Annotated in this window: 16 protein-coding genes and 2 pseudogenes; 16 read left to right on the forward strand and 2 right to left on the reverse strand. The window is 34.0% G+C overall.

Annotated elements, in window-relative coordinates; genetic code table 11:
* Positions 1-75: 75 nt before the first annotated feature.
* The gene (locus tag QWZ06_RS18635; RefSeq protein ID WP_290300320.1) at positions 76-816 is read right to left on the reverse strand and encodes a T9SS type A sorting domain-containing protein; all 741 of its coding nucleotides are present in this window, start codon (positions 814-816) and stop codon (positions 76-78) included.
* Positions 817-975: 159 nt separating this feature from the next.
* On the opposite strand from QWZ06_RS18635, the gene tsaE reads away from it, so the two are divergent.
* The 9 genes and pseudogenes from tsaE to QWZ06_RS18685 all read left to right on the forward strand — a co-directional run bounded on the left by tsaE (position 976) and on the right by QWZ06_RS18685 (position 9,627).
* Positions 976-1,377, forward strand: a complete 402-nt coding sequence (tsaE, locus tag QWZ06_RS18640; RefSeq protein ID WP_290300322.1) for a tRNA (adenosine(37)-N6)-threonylcarbamoyltransferase complex ATPase subunit type 1 TsaE — start codon at positions 976-978, stop codon at positions 1,375-1,377.
* A gap of 69 nt (positions 1,378-1,446) precedes the next feature.
* Positions 1,447-2,637, forward strand: a complete 1,191-nt coding sequence (locus QWZ06_RS18645) for an alanine dehydrogenase (RefSeq protein ID WP_290300324.1) — start codon at positions 1,447-1,449, stop codon at positions 2,635-2,637.
* Complete coding sequence (locus QWZ06_RS18650; protein WP_115972471.1) at positions 2,638-3,009, forward strand: hypothetical protein; 372 nt, start codon at positions 2,638-2,640, stop codon at positions 3,007-3,009. It abuts the gene before it with no gap.
* A gap of 16 nt (positions 3,010-3,025) precedes the next feature.
* Positions 3,026-3,798 (forward strand): annotated as a pseudogene (locus tag QWZ06_RS28235) (histidine kinase).
* Positions 3,773-4,483: a LytR/AlgR family response regulator transcription factor gene (locus tag QWZ06_RS18665; protein ID WP_290300332.1), complete on the forward strand. Its 711-nt coding sequence runs from the start codon at positions 3,773-3,775 to the stop codon at positions 4,481-4,483. The pseudogene QWZ06_RS28235 and the gene QWZ06_RS18665 overlap by 26 nt, the downstream one beginning before the upstream one ends.
* A 369-nt stretch (positions 4,484-4,852) precedes the next feature.
* A pseudogene (locus QWZ06_RS18670) lies at positions 4,853-7,127 on the forward strand (cation:proton antiporter).
* A 94-nt stretch (positions 7,128-7,221) separates the two neighbouring features.
* The gene (locus tag QWZ06_RS18675) at positions 7,222-7,698 is read left to right on the forward strand and encodes a hypothetical protein (protein ID WP_290300333.1); all 477 of its coding nucleotides are present in this window, start codon (positions 7,222-7,224) and stop codon (positions 7,696-7,698) included.
* Between the two features lie 30 nt (positions 7,699-7,728).
* Positions 7,729-8,265, forward strand: coding sequence for a hypothetical protein (locus tag QWZ06_RS18680; protein ID WP_290300335.1), 537 nt, complete (start codon positions 7,729-7,731; stop codon positions 8,263-8,265).
* Between the two features lie 351 nt (positions 8,266-8,616).
* Positions 8,617-9,627: an IS110 family RNA-guided transposase gene (locus tag QWZ06_RS18685; RefSeq protein ID WP_290301384.1), complete on the forward strand. Its 1,011-nt coding sequence runs from the start codon at positions 8,617-8,619 to the stop codon at positions 9,625-9,627.
* A gap of 431 nt (positions 9,628-10,058) precedes the next feature.
* On the opposite strand, the gene QWZ06_RS18690 is transcribed toward QWZ06_RS18685, so the two are convergent.
* The gene (locus QWZ06_RS18690; protein WP_290300337.1) at positions 10,059-10,709 is read right to left on the reverse strand and encodes a hypothetical protein; all 651 of its coding nucleotides are present in this window, start codon (positions 10,707-10,709) and stop codon (positions 10,059-10,061) included.
* A gap of 199 nt (positions 10,710-10,908) precedes the next feature.
* On the opposite strand from QWZ06_RS18690, the gene QWZ06_RS18695 reads away from it, so the two are divergent.
* From QWZ06_RS18695 to QWZ06_RS18725, 7 genes are all read left to right on the forward strand, one after another.
* Positions 10,909-11,934 (forward strand): LysM peptidoglycan-binding domain-containing protein, encoded by a 1,026-nt coding sequence (locus QWZ06_RS18695; protein ID WP_290300339.1) that lies wholly within the window; start codon positions 10,909-10,911, stop codon positions 11,932-11,934.
* A gap of 1 nt (position 11,935) precedes the next feature.
* Positions 11,936-12,781 (forward strand): DUF4280 and LysM peptidoglycan-binding domain-containing protein, encoded by an 846-nt coding sequence (locus QWZ06_RS18700; protein ID WP_290300341.1) that lies wholly within the window; start codon positions 11,936-11,938, stop codon positions 12,779-12,781.
* Positions 12,782-12,798: 17 nt separating this feature from the next.
* The gene (locus QWZ06_RS18705; protein ID WP_290300344.1) at positions 12,799-15,498 is read left to right on the forward strand and encodes a glycoside hydrolase family 19 protein; all 2,700 of its coding nucleotides are present in this window, start codon (positions 12,799-12,801) and stop codon (positions 15,496-15,498) included.
* 10 nt (positions 15,499-15,508) lie between these two features.
* Entirely contained in the window at positions 15,509-16,660 is a 1,152-nt protein-coding gene (locus QWZ06_RS18710) for an SH3 domain-containing protein (protein WP_290300346.1), read from the forward strand.
* Positions 16,661-16,673: 13 nt separating this feature from the next.
* Positions 16,674-17,297, forward strand: a complete 624-nt coding sequence (locus QWZ06_RS18715; RefSeq protein WP_290300348.1) for a hypothetical protein — start codon at positions 16,674-16,676, stop codon at positions 17,295-17,297.
* 207 nt (positions 17,298-17,504) lie between these two features.
* Complete coding sequence (locus QWZ06_RS18720; protein ID WP_290300350.1) at positions 17,505-18,140, forward strand: hypothetical protein; 636 nt, start codon at positions 17,505-17,507, stop codon at positions 18,138-18,140.
* Between the two features lie 14 nt (positions 18,141-18,154).
* On the forward strand, positions 18,155-18,763 hold the full coding sequence (locus tag QWZ06_RS18725) for a hypothetical protein (RefSeq protein WP_290300352.1): 609 nt from the start codon (positions 18,155-18,157) through the stop codon (positions 18,761-18,763).
* The last annotated feature ends 107 nt before the right edge of the window (positions 18,764-18,870 follow it).

The following is an 18,870-nucleotide window of genomic DNA, read 5'->3' on the forward strand; positions in this document are numbered from 1 at the left end:
AAATAATAATATTCATAAAAAAATCTCCAAAAAGGAGATTTTTAATCGTAAGCTGTTTAATAAAAGAAATGATTTTTATTTCTTAATAAATATTTTTGTAGAAGTATTTCCTGACCTATCCGTAAACTCCACTATATAATTACCTGTACTAAGATGATCTACGGAAATCGAATTATTACTCACCTTTGAAGTTTCCAGTTTTTTTCCTTCCATTGTGTAGACTGTCGCAGAAATAATCTCCTTCTCTGATTTAAAATATAAATCTTTACCGGCAGGATTTGGATAAACTCCAGTCTGTTTTTTCTTCACCTCAATATCATTTACAGAAAGCGTGAGAGATGTTACGTTAAGAGTATAAGGAACCGTTTGCGGATCAGCCCACGAAGATATCAATATATAATAGGTATTGCCTGCAGTTACTGCAAAATTATCGACTGTTAAATCGTCTCCATCTGACACAATTCCTTCACATGCAGCATAATTCAATCCGATATCATCACAACTATTATAAACAAACAAACCAGTCCAACCTGTTCCATTTGGAATTTCTATTTTTATAGTTCCCGTAAATGCTGCTGTATAAGAATAAATCACATCATTACCTTTGTGATAATAATTTCCATACCCATCCGCCGAGCCACTGCAATCAGGACTATCTAAAGGATTAGGATCATAGTTATCTGCATAATTGGCAGTATCATCCGTTGTTGTATACGGTAAAGCGGTAATTACAATAGGATCAGTGCAGATTGTGCCCACCTGTGCACCTGCTATTCCAAAAAAAGAAATAAATAAAGCTAAGTAAATGTTTTTCATGGATAAATATTTAGTATTCAACCAAATTTAAATATTTATTAATATAAAAACAATAAATACCATTTAAAATAAACATAATAACACATAAACCTTTATATCCTATCATTATTATCAATCTAAATTATTATAAAAAACATAATTTAGATTTAAATTTGACAAATGAAAATAAAATCTTTACAAGAATGGCAGGAAGTTGTTGACAGCATTCTTCCTCATTTAAAACATAATATTCTTTTGCTTAAAGGAAATTTAGGAGCAGGAAAAACTACTTTCACTCAGTTCTTACTAAAAAATCTGGGAAGCGAAGATGAAGTAAACTCTCCTACCTATTCTATCGTTAATGAATACAATACCTCAAAAGGGAAAGTATTCCATTTTGATCTTTACCGCTTAAAAAACATTGAGGAAGTATATGATATTGGGATTGAAGAATATCTTGATAACTCTTTCCTATGCATTATTGAGTGGCCGGAAGTGTATGAAGAAGAGCTTTACGGGCTCAACTATCACACAATGAGTATTGTGAACACGGGTGAAAACAGAGAAGTTTCATTCGAGTAAATATTATGTATCTTTGCTTATTAATTCAGTATTAAAATAACAATCTGTAAGACATAATTTAATTTAAGGATGAGCACAAATATTTTTACTCCTTTCACAGAAGAAGAATTGATGCCGAAAGAGGAAAAATTGGAGGTTATAAAGAAGGGAAAACAGTTCAGTATTGGAATTCCTAAGGAAACCTGTCTCAACGAAAGGAGAACCTGCATTACTCCTGACGCCGTACAGGTGCTGGTAGAACATGGCCATGAGATCATTGTAGAATCAGGAGCCGGACAAGGTTCATTTTTTACAGATTTACAATATTCCGAATCCGGGGCAAAGATTACCAATGATCCGAAAGAAGCATTCGGTCAGGATCTGATCCTGAAAATCAATCCTCCTACTCTGGATGAAATTGACTTTATGAAACCTAATACGTATATGGTTTCAGCACTTCAGATCAACCTTAGAGATAAGGAGTATTTCCTTAAGCTTGCAGAGAAAAAAATAAATGCCATTGCCTTTGAATTTATCGTAGATGAATACAAACAGCTTGCATTGGTAAGATTAATCGGTGAAATTGCAGGAACCGTTTCTATTTTATACGCGTCAGAATTATTAGCCTTATCCAATGGTCTAATGCTTGGAGGAATTACAGGGGTAAGACCTGCCGAAGTAGTGATCCTGGGTGCCGGAATTGTTGGAGAATTTGCTACAAAAGCAGCTATTGGATTAGGAGCAAGTGTAAAAGTTTTCGATAACTCATTATCAAAATTAAGAAGGCTTCACACCATGGTAGACAGCCGTGTACCGACTTCCATTATTGATCCTAAAGAACTCAGCAAAAGCTTAAGACGTGCTGATGTAGTTATTGGAGCCCTTCCAAGATTAAATATGACGCCTATTGTGACTGAAGATATGGTCATGAAAATGAAAAAAGGCAGTGTCATCATCGATATTACCATAGACAACGGTAAGGTAATAGAAACCTCCGAGTTAACGACTATGGATGATCCTTACATCATCAAACATGGAGTGATCCACTGCGGACTTCCGAATCTTACTTCAAGAATGCCGAGAACCACTACCAAGGCTATCTCGAATTTCTTCCTTTCCTATATTTTAAATTATGACGAAGAGGGCGGCTTTGAAAACATGCTGATCCGAAAAAATGAAATGAAGCAGAGCTTATATATGTATAAGGGAAGACATACCAAAAAGATCATCTGTGACCGTTTCGGACTTACGTACCACGATATCAATCTTTTAATTTTCTAAATGAAAAAACTTAAATTTTATGCAATAGGCTTCCTTCCGGGGCTAGTTATCGTATTTTTTATCTTAAACAAAAAAGGCGCAAGCTGCAGTGGCTACTTACCAAACAGCCGTGTAATTGCCGAAACACTTTCTAAAGAATTTCAATATTCAGAAGAATTTCATAATGAAATGATTTTAAATAATATTGATGAAAAGTTTTTAAAAGACAGCATCATTACTAACGGAAAAGTAGATTTTGATCGCAGCCATGCACAAAAGAAACCTTGCCCGGATTATCTTATCACCTATCCTGAAAAAAATCCGAGGTTCGAAATTCATTTCGATAAATGTGAAGATCACGCAGGTTTTATTAGTTTAAAAAAACTTAAATAGTTTTCAAAAACAAGCTATGGAAGGCAATTACTACATGATTCATGATTATCTGATATTCATCGGAGTTTTTGCCATTTTCCTTTTGCTTGCGACAGGTATATATCTCTTTAGCAAAAACCAAAGGCTGAAACAGAACAATACCAAGCTTTTAGAAACTAATACAATCATTGAACAGCGGCTTAATGAGGTTCGTCTGGAACATATCGGAACAAAGCTGAATCCACATCTGTTTAAAAACATTCTGAATTCTGTTCAGTCTCACGCTTACCAGACCTATATGTCTCTGGATAAGCTGGCTAATGTACTGGATTATATTTATACGAAAGCAACAATAAATATGTAAGTCCAAAAGAAGAATTAAACTTCGCTTTAAGCCTTATTGAGATCAATAAAATTAAAGTGAATCCTCTCTTCGACTTTAGAATAAAATTCAAGATCAATAAATCGGATTCTCTATATGAGGAGAAGGTTTTTGCCCCTCTTATCTCCGTTGATCTTATCGAAAACGCTTTTAAACATACCGATTTCCTAGCTCAGGATTCTTTTATTTCTATTTTCATGGAACTTGAAAACCGGATATTCACCATGAAAGTAAGCAATAAAGCTTCTTTAAAGAATAGTCTGGAAAAGGAAAAAAGTGGTTTTGGAAGCCAATCTTTGGATCAGCGATTAAAAATGATCTACAATACCCATTACCAACTGGAAAAAAGTTCAAAAAACGGTATCTTCACGGCAGAATTAAAAATCAATTTAGGAGAGTTCTATGATAAAATGCGTTATACTAGATGATGAATTATTAGCCATCAGCTATTTAAAACTTCTATGCGAGCAGATTGATGACGTAGAAGTCATAAAGGCATTTAATAATCCTAAACTCTTTCTGAATGAAATTGATTCTCTTGATTGTAACCTATGCATTCTCGATATTGAAATGCCCGGAATGACAGGTCTTCAGGTCGCAGAAATCATCTCCGGTTCTAAAAAGATCATTTTCACCACCGCTTACAAAGAATATGCTGCGGAAGCCTTTGATCTTAACGTTGTGGATTATGTAAGAAAGCCTATCAAAAAAGAACGTTTGGTTCAGGCTTTTGAAAAGGCAAAAGAGCAAATCAGCACCATTCAGAAGAAAACCTTTATCGAATGGAATAGCAATATCGGTAAAACCGTTATTCTTACAGAGCAGATTTCTTATATCAAAACATCGGAAATCGACAGTCGTGATAAGGATATTATTCTTAATGACGGAACGACCATTGTTTTAAAGAACCTTAATTTTAAAAACCTTCTGGAAATGCTTCCTTCTAAGGATTTTGCGCAAGTCAATAAAAAGGAGATCATTGCCCTTTCTTCTATCAAAGTCTTAGGAACCAACGAAATTATCACGACCATTCCTTCAGAGGATGGCCATTTTCTTAAGCTTCAGATTGGGGATGCATACAAAAATTCATTAATGGAATTGTTTACAAAATAAAATCCCTAACGAATAATATTCGTACAATTGCTTTTAAAATGATCTAGGAAACTGGAGCGTTAAAAAAATGAATTCTGTGAACGTTAAGAAAACTCTATTGTCTGAGTGCGGGGTCATAATTGATAATAAAAATACAGTGCTACCGCACGAGTTTAGAGTTTTTAGAGAACAGATTTCATTTTTAGCAGAAGTTTCCAAGTCTTGAATTTTTGGTTCTTTTGTTTCAAGACAAAAGAACATTCAAAAGCTTTACTTCAACACGAGGATTTTTATTACATTTTTTACCCGATTCATTACATTTTAAAAACAAGCTATTTTACTGTAAACATATTCTCACCAACTTTGCATCAAAATAAAGGAATCATGAATTTGGGGAAATACAGAAATTTAATTTTCTACATCACTACTATAGCAGTCTTTTCCTGTCTGATGTACTTCTTCATTATAGAGGGGCAAACATTAGAGGTGAAGGAAAATATCGTTGCTAAAACAAGCAGCGGATCTACCTGGGATAATTTTCAGGAATCATTTAAAACAAATCTTCATCATCCTTTAGCATTATTATTAGCACAAATTGTTACGATCATCCTTACGGCAAGGCTTTTTGGATGGATCTGTATGAAGATTAAGCAACCTTCCGTAATTGGAGAAATGATTGCAGGTATTGTCTTAGGTCCTTCACTTCTAGGGATGTACTTCCCAGAATTTTCAGCATTCCTTTTTCCCAAAGAGTCACTGGGTAACTTACAATTTTTGAGTCAGATAGGGCTTATCCTATTTATGTATATAGTAGGAATGGAGCTGGATCTGAGTGTCTTAAGAAAGAAAGCCCATGATGCTGTAGTCATCAGCCACGCCAGTATTATTATTCCTTTTGCTCTTGGGATAGGCTTATCTTATTTTATTTACCAGGAATTTTCACCTGCTGGTGTCCAATTTACTTCTTTTGCCTTATTTATTGCCATTTCCATGAGTATCACTGCCTTTCCAGTATTGGCAAGAATTGTACAGGAAAGAAATCTCCAAAAACCAAACTGGGAACCATTGTGATTACCTGTGCGGCAGCAGATGATATTACGGCCTGGTGTATTCTTGCTGCTGTCATTGCCATTGTAAAGGCAGGTTCTTTTACAAGTTCCATCTATGTAATTATCATGGCTATTGCCTATGTGTTTCTGATGATTAAAATTGTAAGACCATTCCTAAAAAGAATCGGAGATCTTCAGGCTGGAAAAAACACCATTAATAAGCCAATGGTTGCAATTTTCTTCCTTACTTTGATCTTATCATCATACGTCACTGAAGTTATTGGAATTCATGCTTTATTCGGAGCATTTATGGCAGGTGCTATTATGCCTGAAAACGCAAAGTTCCGTACGTTATTTATCGACAAAGTAGAAGATGTTGCATTGGTACTTCTTCTTCCATTATTCTTTGTGTTCACAGGGCTTCGTACTCAAATCGGATTATTGAATGACAGCCATCTTTGGATGACTGCCGGATTTATTATTCTGACGGCTGTTATTGGAAATTTGCAGGAAGTGCACTAACAGCTAAGTTTGTGGGCATCAACTGGAAAGAAAGCTTAACCATTGGAGCCTTGATGAATACCAGAGGGCTTATGGAGCTTATTGTTCTTAATATTGGTTATGATCTGGGAGTATTAGGGCCTGAAATTTTTGCCATGCTTGTTATTATGGCTTTGTTTACGACTTTTATGACCGGCCCTGCTTTAGACTTTATTAATTTTATTTTTAAATCAAAAAAAGATGAAGACGATCCCGTTGATACTGCCAACGATTCAAAATACCGGGTATTATTGTCTTTTGATAAGCCTGAATCCGGAAGTACTTTATTGAAATTAGCTCACGATTTCACCCATAAAATGAATGGCAACAAAAGCATCACAGCCATGAATATTGCTCCTGTTGATGAGATGCATGCCTATGATATTAACGAATACGAAGAATCTCAATTCCAGAATGTCATTGAGAAATCACACGAACTGAATCTGGAAGTGACAACCCTTTTTAAAGCCTCTACTGATATAGAAAACGACCTGACCAGTATTACCAATAAAGGACATTACGATCTTTTGCTTATTATGCTTGGAAAATCTATGTATGAAGGAAGTTTATTAGGCAGATTACTAGGCTTTACCACTAAAATCATTAATCCCGAAAAACTTTTAAATACAGTAAAAGGTAAAGGAAATATCTTCAACAACTCTCCTTTTGACGACTTTACGCTACAGATTCTTGATAAAACCAATATTCCTGTGGGCGTTTTGGTAGAAAAAGACTTTAGCGCAGCAGATAAGGTATTTGTTCCGATCTTTAACCTCAGTGATTTTTATCTTCTTGAATATGCGAAAAGACTGATTAATAACAATAATTCTCAGATCATCATTCTGGACGCTGCAGGCCAGATCCGTAACAATATTGAAGTGAGAGAACTGATTCGAAGCATTGAACAGGTGGCTCCTAATCATATTACATTATATAACGAGAAAAAAATTGAAAAAGAGTTCCTGAATTCTCAGGATCTGATGCTCATCAGCAGCAAAAGCTGGAAAAGCCTGATCGATACAAAGAGTCTTTGGCTCTCTGACATTCCTTCAACATTAATTATATCAAATCCGTAACACCGATATTTTCTATTTCTACTAGAAGCTGTAAATATTATTCGTTGTCTGTAAAGAAAAAACGGGTATATTTATAGCTTCAATTTTTTTGAATATGCTGATTAATAATGAAAATGGCACCCTGGAATTGAATAATTTCGGTACTCAAATAAGTAGGAAAATGTCACTGGATCAGCTAAAACAGACTGATTTTTATAAGGAAAAATATCAGAATATGTGGGATGTGAAAACCGGATATTTTTGGTATTATTTTAAGGCTATAGAAGTTGAAAGTCATCAAATTTCTTTCAGCCTCTGTTTTTGGGGAGATCAGCTGCATAGTATTCAAATGAATACATGGGAAAGCTCTGACGCCAAAGATTGGAATGAATGGACAGAAGAAAAGGAAATGCAGGTATTTCACCGGAATAATAAATTTTTGACCCTGATTTTGGGAATACCACCCACCCGGAAAAAGAAAACACCTTATCCAAGCTGTACGTTTAATTTTCCATGGGGAAATATATGGTCAGTCTATGATCCGCGAAGTGCTAGCAGTTTTATGGGAATCAACTATGAAGAGAAAAAATAATTAATAACTATAAAAAACAAAAGATTAACTATGTGTCGATATGCCATGATGGTTTATAAATGTCATTATGCCTGTTTCAACTGTCAGAAAACGTTCAAACGTCGTGTTTTAAAAGATGTAGACAGAGATGCTCAGAAATCCGTGGAAGCCAAGTGTCCCGAATGTGGGAATCTTATGGCGAATATGGGTCTTGACTTTGAATCGCCGGCAAAAAATGATCATAAACAATGGGCACATATCCGCAATCTATATACAGTAGGAATTACCTTTCACTCTTGTGGATGTTCCGGACCCGGATATATTCCGCAGGATCGTAAAGCCATTATCTCTTATTTTGAAAAAATCCGTGCAGAATATATGCATTCCCTGGTGTATTGGAGATACCGTATAGAACCGGAAACAAAGAGGGAACGTGAAATTGAATATCAACAAAATCGTTCCAAGCTCTGGGCGGTGAGCAAAAATGCATTCAAGCAAACAGTAAGCAATCAGGAGGGAATCAATTACTGGATCAGTAAGATCAAAGAGGTTGAGGAACGTCTTAGCCTTATAAAAGATACAAAATAGCCTATTTTTTTAACCACAAAAGTCACAAAAGAGTTATAAATACTTACATTTTTTAAGTGTAAAGCTTCATGCATAAAAGAACACTAAAGTTCTAAAAGTGAATATTCTATGTGCCCTTTAGTTTGTAAAAAGAAATTAAGTTTACAAAATAAAAGCATTCACAAGAAACAGGGTGAACCATTATGTGTCCAAGGATTCGAGGCCTATACATAGATTATGAACCCTGTTTCTTTGAGAATAAGGTCATTATAGAAATTTAGGTTCGAGACCTATTATCAAGGGCTTAGACACGATTCTCAATGTGAATGATAACCTCAAAAAAAGTTATGAGACAAAAAGTACGTTATCGGCATTGATATTTCCAAATCAAAATTAGATTGTGCTATAATGGATTCTGAGTATAAGATCCAATGTGAGCAGATCATTCCCAACACAGAGAAAGGAATATCTTCATTTTTGAAAGGTATTTTAAAGCTTCTGAAAATAACCAAAGAAGACCTTTTGATTTGCTGCGAAAATACTGGAATTTATAACCGACCATTAGAGAAGTTTTGTTCAAAATCAGAGTATCTGCTTTGGGTGGAACATCCTGTTAAAATCAAAAAAGCAGCCAGTGATTTAAGAGGAAAAGATGATCGAAAAGATGCCAGAAGAATTGCAGAATACGCTGTTCGCTATCACGATAAAATAATGCCTTATGAGGAATCAGAGGAAGTTATACAACGAATGAACGTGCTGGCTAAATCCCGTGATACTTTACTATTGCAAAAAACGGCTTTGGAAAATCAATTAAGGGAAGCCAAAAGTCACGATGTGTATGTGTTTAAGCTATTGACCCAAGCCTTTTCAAAAACGCTGAAAACTCTTACCACATCTATAAAAACAATAGAAAATCAGCTTTCAGAACTTATGGAAATCCAAGATGAGATTAAGAAAAACAAAGAACTTTTGATTTCCATTCCTGGAATCGGAACTCAATGTGCTCTTAATTTGATCATCATTACCAATAACTTCAAATCGTTTGATAATGCTAAACACCTTGCTTGTTATGCAGGAGTTGTTCCGTTCAAAAATCAATCAGGAACCATCGTAAAAAAAGAACGTGTATCGAAAATGGCGAATCAAAAACTGAAAAAGCTGCTTCATTTATCTGCCATGGCAAGTATACGAGCAGACAAGGAATTAAAGACCTATTTTCTGAGAAAAGTAGAAGAGGGTAAAAATAAAATGAGTGTTCTTAATGCTATAAGAAACAAATTAGTACATCGAATAATGGCCGTAATCAAACGAAAACAGCCATTTTTTCCAAAAGAAGAATTTTTATCAATAAAAAACACTTATAATACTTGCTTATTAACATAGAAATCTATGTGGTGAAAATAAAGATTCTTATTTTACCTTCTCTAGTTTGGGAGGTTGAGGAACGTCTTAACCTTATTAAAGATACAAAATAGCTTATTTTTTTAACCACAAAAGTCACAAAAGAGTTATAAATACTTACATTTTTTAAGTGTAAAGCTTCATGCATAAAAGAACACTAAAGTTCTAAAAGTGAACATCCTATGTACCTATGTGGTGAAAATAAAGATTCTTATTTTACCTTCTCTAGTTTGGGAGGTTGAGGAACGTCTTAACCTTATTAAAGATATAAAATAGCTTATTTTTTTAACCACAAAAGTCACAAAAGAGTTATAAATACTTACATTTCTTAAGTGTAAAGCTTCATGCATAAAAGAACACTAAAGTTCTAAAAGTGAACATCCTATGGACCTATGGGCTGAAAATTAAAATTCTTATTTTGCTTTCTCCAGTTTTAAAAGCCTTTTAAAATCATCTTTTAAACTTTTATCCTGTTCTGCCATATAATCTCCACTGAAGGGAGCTCCACAGTCCTGGCTATCTACAATATGCAGCAATGATCCGTTTTCAAAATAGTTTCTGGTTTCCGTAATCTCCGATTTTTTCAAATCAAAAGCTTCCGTATCATTGTTTTCCTTCATTACCTTTTCGTTGTAGAAAAGCGGACGATTGTATTTATAATTTTTTTCAAAAACAAAAGATAGCTTACCATTTAAGAGATAATATTCTACCAGAACCTGACCCATTTCTCCGTAATGTCTCGCCATCACCTTTTCCAGACGTTTATTTTTATAATAATAAGCAGCTTCTCCCCCTTCGGCCGATTCACCTTCAATATCTTTCTTTTTAATAGCAGTCCATTGGGTGATTGAATTGATTCGCTTAAAATTAGCCTGAATAGGTTTCAAACGGTCTTTCAAATATTCATTAGCTTGAATATCTTCTTCATTATGGCTTTCTTTAATTCTGATAGTATCCTGCTGGATTACTGAAAATACTACCATCTTAGGGGGACAATTTCCAGCATATCCCAAGTGGAAGGTTATCAATAGTATAAAAAGACTTTGTAAATATTTATTTTTCATAGCATTTAGATCTTGTGTTAAGTGATGACAAGCTGTATTCCTGCCGGACATTTTTACAAAATTAATAAATCTTCTTTTGGGTTTACATCAAAATCTCGGTATTCTCTTGTCGTAGTTTTACTACAATTTTTAAAATTTAACCTTAAAAATGAATTTCAAATTTAGTTTTTTAATAGTTTTATGGTATAATTCACTTACGATGGAAATTGGTTTTTTAGAATATAAGGTTCGAAATGGAGATTCCCTGACCTCCATTGCTTCCCGGTTGGGTATTACCGGAGAAGATCTCAAGTCATTTCACAATTCCCATTGTCAAAAAATGGATAGAATCTGGTTTGATAATTTAAATGAGGTGAAAAGTGTTTTTGTTCCGCTTCATATTCAAACTGAAAAACAGAAGGATCAGAAAAGAAAAGAGATTCTTCCTCATTCTCAGATCTCGGATTCGTTTTTAGCAAAAGCATATAAAGTCTCCGAAACTTTTGAAAGTCCGTTTCAAACTTCTTTAACAGTAGATTACGATGTAAATCTTGAGGTTCATAAAGACAGAAACACGACTCATTATAAAGTATCGTACAGCCAAGATCACTTCATCACTAATGGAAATCTTCCGGATGATAAAATGAGTGATCTTTCTATTTCCTGTATGAAAAGCATTATGCCTATTGATTTTGTTCTCAATGAACAAGGTAAAATCATAGGGTTCGCAGACCATAAAAAGATCATTACAACATTTACTGATCAACGTAAAGATCTTGATGAATTCTTCATTGGAGAATTCTCTAAAACATATCTGGATACTTTTGAAAAAAATATTGCTGAAGAACCGTTTTTTCTGCAACAATTTCAGGGTACCCTACTCTTTCAAACCTTATTTCCTAAAATGGATTGGTTTCATAAGAATGCTGATTGGACAGAATCATTTTACTTTTTACAAAACTCCTTTTCTGTACAATGTCACATGGAAATCGAGCAAAAAGATGAGGATCAAGATCATATTACAACCGTTTTAACGGGAAACAGTACAGAATTTTACAGTTTACAGGAATTAAAGACCGGAACAAAATATAATGTACCTATTGAAGATCATGTTACAGGACATATCATTATTGAATACACCACTCATAAGAAAAATAAAAGCCTTCTTCAAGCCTCAGCCAGCACCAAACTTTGGCGTGGAGAAGAATTCATTCAGCAACACACTATCACCATAACACAAGGATAATATGAAAAATTATGTCATACAGCAGGGCGACACCTTCAGCTCGCTGGCTCAGCAATTTAAGCTGAAAAACGAAGGTATTTTAAAGACTTATCACAATCTCCACTGCTCAGAGGAGGATATTATGCAGGAACCTGTTCCCGGAAAGAAAATCATCATTCCGGACGATCCGCAGCTTATGGCTGAAGAAGCAAGCTCACCTTCCACTCCTATGGATTCTTCTCAGGAAGAAACAACCAATGAAGGAACAGCGGAAGACTCTCCTTCAGATCAGTCAGCCTCTGAAAACCAATCCTCTGAAAAAAGCGAGGAAAAACAAGAGAAAGAAAAAAAAGAAAATAAGGACGGTGGCGGCAGTTCAGGTCCCCACGAAGGAAAATATTTTGTCATACAGAAAGGAACCGTACAATGTAATCAGGGTTTCAAGTTTCCTAAGTTCAAGGTAACCAGCCACCAGAAGCATTATTGGAATGACAAGGAAGGGCAGGCAGATTATCTTGCCGCAACAGAAGATGATCTACAATTCGATCCTCCTGCACAGCCTTTTGGGCAATGTAAGCTTAAACCGACTTCCGGAGGATATCTTCCTTGCGCTTATGCGGCTGCAGGAAAATGGCAAAAACCTTATGAAAAAGTAAAGGTTATGGGAAAGAGCTGCCTGACAGAAATATCTGAACTAATGTGCGCCACAGGTGGTAAAATAACGATCTTAAAACACGGCCAGCAAAGCGAAGCAGGTAAAAACCAGGTCAATAAAGCAGACACAAAGGAACAGCAGGTGTATAATCCTGTTGTCAATTTTGACCAATTCAAAGCAGAAACTGATGAACAGGAGGCAGAAGCCTGGTAACTAAAAAACTAAAGATCATGGCAAAAAAAGGCGTTTCAAGAATCACCGGAAATACATCTCCTAAAACAGGAGAAAAAGCATTGTATAAAGTCACGGAATGGTATCCCAATACTCCGGCTAATGAACGAAAAGAATCCCTTGTTACCTGGGAATTGTTCAGAAAAAGAGCGGATGGAAAATTTACCTCCACAAATATCAAGAAAAAAGTGGGCGAATTTACTTTTGGTAAAGATGCCTGGCAGTACACTTACAGAGTTGAAGGCTATCTGGACAGACCTGAAGGTAAAGATCCTATGTCTATTATTGTACAGCCCCAAAAGAATGAACAGCAGCCTTCAGCTGAAAAAAATATTCTGGATGTAAAACTTACTTTTCAGGATGGTACTCCGGTTAATAAAAAATTAAGTTACCAGGATCGTCTCTGGGCAATAGCTAAATGCAAAGGTATGGAAGGCGAACATATTATTTTCACGCTCTGGGAAGATGATGAAAAAGGTGATGGCCACAATAAAAAGAATCAATCTATCGTAAAATCGCCTCCTGTCCTGGTAGACAGTCAGGGCAATGCCCGCTGGAATTTTGCATTGCTCAGCACTTATATTGCTATTGCCAATCAAAGGGAAGACGATAAAAAGCAGCATGAATATTATATTACCGCAGAGTACAATGGGAAATTAAAAGCCTCAGATAACGCCAATGCTAATAATCCTGAGTATAAAGCTCCTCCTGCCCCACCTAAAAAGCCAGCAGGAGGTACTAATGGGACATCACAGCCAAAACCCGCTCCACCTAAGCCCCAACCCAATTCCCCAAAAGGTTCTACAAGACCTCATTCGCCTAATAACCAGCCGGATAAAAAGGGAGTTATCACCCTAGTAAAACTGACCGATAAAAATGGGAAAGAATTTACTAAAAATCCTAAATTTGGAGAAACCATCATCGTTCATATAGAGTCTAAAAACCTTAAAGACAAAAAATACACCCTTAATATATGGGAACATGACACGATTGGAAAAGATGACCTTTTATATAGCCATGAACATACGTTCTTAGGGGATAAAATAAATCTTTCCATGCCCTTAACTGCCGCCATGCAAAAAACCGGAGAAATAGGAAATGATCCTAAAAATCCGGATAGCGGAGAATATTGGAAGGGAGGACAACAGGAAATCTTCGCAGAAGTTATTTATATAGACATCTCTGCCAAATCAAAAATTATTGATGTGGGGATTATAGAAACTCCCAAGCCGCAGAATAATGGGAAAACGGCGACTGGGGTGAAGAATGAGCCGAAGCCAGATGCTAAGTCAGGAGGATGTCCTAATTGTGAAAAAGACATAACCTTAGAACAGATTAAATCTATATGTGTAAGCAAAAAAAATAAAAATGGTGTAGAAATTTGCCTTGTCCAAGATGATTCGCTTATTAAAGCTGCCTTACCTTTTCTAAATAGCTATAGAAAAAAAGCTGACATAAATACTTGTATAACAAAAGCTCATTTTATTGCTCAAATTTGTCAAGAAACCAAGTTTTATGATTTGCAAGAAGCTTTTAGATACAAAAACCCTGAAAGAATGAGATCATTATTTTATTCTTATTTTAAGCAGTTTGGTAGTTTAGAAAAACAAAATGCAGAAGCTAAAAGACTTTCAGACTTATCTCTAGATTCCAAAAATTGGAAAACTGTAGCAAATGCAATTTATGGAAAAACCCATCCAAATGGAAAAAATAATACTGATAAAGATGATGGTTGGAGATATAGTGGAAAAGGGTTCAAACAAGTTACTTGGAGAGATAATTATTTAAACCTACAGAAAACAGCAAAAAATATTTTTGGAAAGAGTGTTACATGGTTAGATGGTAATAATCCATATAAATTGGTAAATTCTTCTGAAGACTCTATGCTATCTGCATTAGCATTTTGGAAGCGTGGTAACATTAGTAGTAAAGCAACTGAAATAAGCGATAAAGCAGTTACAAATGTAACTGCTTTAGTAAACCCTGCCTTGCTAGGTTTGGATGAAAGAAAAAGATACTTTAAAAAAGCTGTTGAAATTCTTCAAGTGGATAAATGTAAACCTAAAGGAAAAATTAATAACAGTAATGAAGATGGAACTGTTGTTGTTGTATCTGGTACAGATACAAAAGTAGAAAGCGACGCTTTCAAACCCAAAGAATATTCTTGGGTAATGTATAAAACAAGTGTATACAAAAATATGAGTTTAAGCACATATAATAATCTAGAAAAAAGCAATAAATTGCCTGAAGCTGATTATGTGACTTACTTAAGTAGAGATACACATCAAACTTCTACAAGTAAAGGAAAAATTCTAAAACATTCGGATAAAAGATTTGGTACTTATAATGAAATTCCTCCTGGAGAGTATTATCTTGTACCAGGTGTTTCTGGCCAAAAATATAAAATATATGTAATTGATTCTGAAAATAAATCTGCTGCTGCTGAAAATGGTATTGATGGGCCTGATGGTTCACGAGGAGGCGTAGCCTTACACCACTATACTCCACGTTTTTCAGTCGGATGTTTTACATTTAATTCAGGAAATGATACAACTCCTGTTCAGAAACTTATTGATAATTTATCAGATTTACCTATAAATGATAAAAAACCTGTACGTTTTATTGTAAAAGAAAGAAAAGTAAAAGAGTCTACTTGGAATAATTCCGACTTTGGAACTAAAAAATGGACAGGAACTTAAAAATGAAAAAATGAAAAATCTTACACCTTACATCTTAGTTGGTTTCTCTCTGTTCATATCATGTAATGGACAGGAAAATAAATCACAAAAAAATAAAGAAACAAAAAACAAAGAAATGAACTCTTTAAAAAACGCTCCATACAATATTACAGATGATGGAGATGGAACAAAATCAAACTATGATGATCTATCTCCTGAATTTATAAAGACAGAAAAAAGAATATTAGACCAAAGAAAATTTCAATTTCCGGATGAAAACACTTTCAATCACAAGATTGCAGAAGTATTTTCCATTAATTTAAAAGAATATTCAAATCCTATTATTGCCTTACGTCTTTCAATGTTTCCTGAAGTGGCTATTAGAAAAGATCAATTTATCTTCATTCAGGATGCCAATGCCAATGAACCTGAATTTATAAATCCTGATTTATTATATCACTTTAATTCCTATGTATTTTATAATACACCTGTCTCTTATATCTGGTTACAGTCTAATAGTCCCAATCTTCTATATGATTTAGTCGTTCATTACGGGTATAATAAAGATAAAAAACTTGTAGAATCAATATTTAAAAAATTTGATTTTAATAGCCTTTCTGAGATGGAAGAATTAATCTTTAGCGACTCCGGTACTCATAAAAAATTAAAAAAACAAATATTTGATGATATAGAAACCATCATCTATAAAGGTAAAGTTGAAGATTTTTCTTATGCAAAAGAGGGAAATGGATATCTTAGAATAGGTGAAATTATCAATACAATTTCGGCTTCACCTAAAGAATATGATGAACCAGAACAAACAATTTCTTATTTATTTGAGCGAGAACTAAGAGTGGGAATTCAAGGTGATATTGAAAGTTATCTGAATAAAAATCCACAATATCAATCAAATTTGGAAAAAAACAATTTCTATGATTTACCTACTTTAAAAAAATATGTAAAATACATCTATCAAAAGGAAAGTAATGTCATCTTTACAGTACAAGACGCTGATGGGTATACTAACCTCAGAAAGGATAAAAACTCTTCTTCTCAAATCCTACAAAAAATAAACACAGGTGAACAGATTGATGTATTAGATCAAAGTGGAGACTGGTGGTTAGTCGTATCAAAAGAAGGAAAAAAGGGATATGTTCACAAAAGTAGAATAAAATCTGAATAAATATGCTAATCAAATGATGAAAACCCTGTCCTTACTTTTCGCCTCCATTTTACTTTCTTGCAATAAACAAGAAAGTAAAATGGAGGGTAGAAAAGAAAACTCTATAAATCATAATTCTTTAAAAGCACAAGATACCTTAGTATCATCGAAACCTGATAGTAAAACTGCAGAGTCAACAGGTAGCAGTTCAGTCAACAGCCAATATGTTTCCCTTCCTTTTGATTATGAAAAATATAAGAAGACTTGTATTCAGGAAGGCTCACTGGACTGTTCAAAAATGTATCCTGTTTTAGGTCAATCAGAATCTGCTCGAATAATTAAGATTATGGGTATTACAGAAGCCAGCCCAGAATCTATTTTTCAAATACAACCCGTATCTGGAAGTAATATCGATATATATGTCCTGAACTTTGAAGGGGACTCTAATTCACAAGAAATTGTTTCAGTATACAATAATAAAGTGGTTAGTCGTCAATCAATCGGTTATGCAATGCCTGAAGAGGATACCTATGAAGCATTTATCATCAATACTGATATGACTATTGACATCTATGAAATCAGTTTTGCAGACAGTTCAAAAAAGAAAAAAAGAGAGAAATATAAGATATTAGCTAATGGTAATATTTCAAAAATATAAACAGAAATATTATAAGAAATGTTGAAAGTAAAAATTCTATTCTTATCCTTGATAGAATACTGTCACAGTACTCTCTACTCGGGTAGTAGCTTGGCTAAATTATGCTGATGCAAAATATTATTATAATCTTATGAATAGTCAATCCAAAGATATGCCCAGAGTTCCACAAAGAGTTAAAGACAGAATGAAATAAAAACCAAAACACAAATGAAAAACTTTTTAATCCTAGTACTCTTTATTTCAATTTCATGTTCAAGGGATAAGAAAAAAAATGAATACAACGAAATACAAAATATGAGTACTAATTCATCCATAGACAACCGTGGTAAAGAGGTTAATGATAAACATCCTCAATTATCAAAATTAGATCAGCTTATTCAATCAAAAAGTGTTACTGACAGTCTTATTTTGAATAAAGAATGTGACTTAAACATGGATACTATTAAAGATAAAATACTTGTTTTTACTCCCCGAAAGGCAGATGAAGAAAATAGTTTTTCAACAATCTATGTTCTAATTTATAAGAAAAATGGGGAATTTACTGAGTATAGCAATAGCAAAATTATAAACTCATACAATCCTAATTCTTACGCCGAAGGATTCCGTGATATGGCCATTAAAAATAATTATTTTACTGTAGAAGAGAATATTTCATCACAACCTATACAAAATAAGTATACCACATTCATTTTTGATAAAAAAAACAACTCTATTTATTTACATAAATTGGGATTTTCAACAATATATCCTGATGCAGATCAAGATAAGGATGTAGTATATTCCACTAAAGATTTTGGCATGAATACCTTCGAGAATTATAATTCAGAAACAATAAAATACTAATATTTCGAATAAATATGAAAAAAATATATAATTCATCTGCTTTATTACTGGCAATATTGGTGAGTGTTTGCTGCAAAAAAACAGTTGATAATTCAGCAAAAAATGCTGTGCACAATAAAAATTATTTTTCTGGAGACTCCATTCTTGCAAGTCCAAATTACTTCAATTCTCTGAAGAACAAAAAAGGAGACTTGGTCTTACAACAACAAAATGAAGAATATCTAAAAAAATATACATTATCAGAAAATAATGAATCCTATTTTCCTTTAAAAGATAATGTTTCCATTAAACTCATAAAAGAAAAACAACCTGATAGAAGTATAGTAAAAGTAAACCTCTTTACTTACGTCAACAATAAAAAAACTGACTCAATACAATTTTACAGAAATATTTCAGGAGATGGTTTCGACAATTACAATTGTCTGTCCTATTTTAATGCAAATACAAATAAAATCTGGCAAATAAAGTATTTCCCCTTAAATCCTTTAAGAGGAAATTCAGCAGGCATTGTTTCTTACACAGAAAACAGCATAAGTGCTGATGGTACAATCAAATCTGATTCTCTACATTATCTGGACGAGTCTTTAGATGTTGAAATGGAGAAATATAATCTTTATTATTAAACGCCATAATAAGCATATATCAAGTATACTTTCATCGAGAGTCAATTACAAGATATGTCCGGAGTAACAATAGAGTTAAAGACAGAATGAAGTAAAAACCAAAACAC

The organism is Chryseobacterium tructae (assembly GCF_030409875.1).
In the GTDB taxonomy this organism is placed as follows: domain Bacteria; phylum Bacteroidota; class Bacteroidia; order Flavobacteriales; family Weeksellaceae; genus Chryseobacterium; species Chryseobacterium tructae.

Coding starts and splice junctions, on each gene's coding strand:
- QWZ06_RS18635 (WP_290300320.1), bottom strand. CDS start 816: ATGAAAAACATTTACTTAGCTTTATTTATTTCTTTTTTTGGAATAGCA.
- tsaE (WP_290300322.1), top strand. CDS start 976: ATGAAAATAAAATCTTTACAAGAATGGCAGGAAGTTGTTGACAGCATT.
- QWZ06_RS18645 (WP_290300324.1), top strand. CDS start 1,447: ATGAGCACAAATATTTTTACTCCTTTCACAGAAGAAGAATTGATGCCG.
- QWZ06_RS18650 (WP_115972471.1), top strand. CDS start 2,638: ATGAAAAAACTTAAATTTTATGCAATAGGCTTCCTTCCGGGGCTAGTT.
- QWZ06_RS18665 (WP_290300332.1), top strand. CDS start 3,773: ATGATAAAATGCGTTATACTAGATGATGAATTATTAGCCATCAGCTAT.
- QWZ06_RS18675 (WP_290300333.1), top strand. CDS start 7,222: ATGCTGATTAATAATGAAAATGGCACCCTGGAATTGAATAATTTCGGT.
- QWZ06_RS18680 (WP_290300335.1), top strand. CDS start 7,729: ATGTGTCGATATGCCATGATGGTTTATAAATGTCATTATGCCTGTTTC.
- QWZ06_RS18690 (WP_290300337.1), bottom strand. CDS start 10,709: ATGAAAAATAAATATTTACAAAGTCTTTTTATACTATTGATAACCTTC.
- QWZ06_RS18695 (WP_290300339.1), top strand. CDS start 10,909: ATGGAAATTGGTTTTTTAGAATATAAGGTTCGAAATGGAGATTCCCTG.
- QWZ06_RS18700 (WP_290300341.1), top strand. CDS start 11,936: ATGAAAAATTATGTCATACAGCAGGGCGACACCTTCAGCTCGCTGGCT.
- QWZ06_RS18705 (WP_290300344.1), top strand. CDS start 12,799: ATGGCAAAAAAAGGCGTTTCAAGAATCACCGGAAATACATCTCCTAAA.
- QWZ06_RS18710 (WP_290300346.1), top strand. CDS start 15,509: ATGAAAAATCTTACACCTTACATCTTAGTTGGTTTCTCTCTGTTCATA.
- QWZ06_RS18715 (WP_290300348.1), top strand. CDS start 16,674: ATGATGAAAACCCTGTCCTTACTTTTCGCCTCCATTTTACTTTCTTGC.
- QWZ06_RS18720 (WP_290300350.1), top strand. CDS start 17,505: ATGAAAAACTTTTTAATCCTAGTACTCTTTATTTCAATTTCATGTTCA.
- QWZ06_RS18725 (WP_290300352.1), top strand. CDS start 18,155: ATGAAAAAAATATATAATTCATCTGCTTTATTACTGGCAATATTGGTG.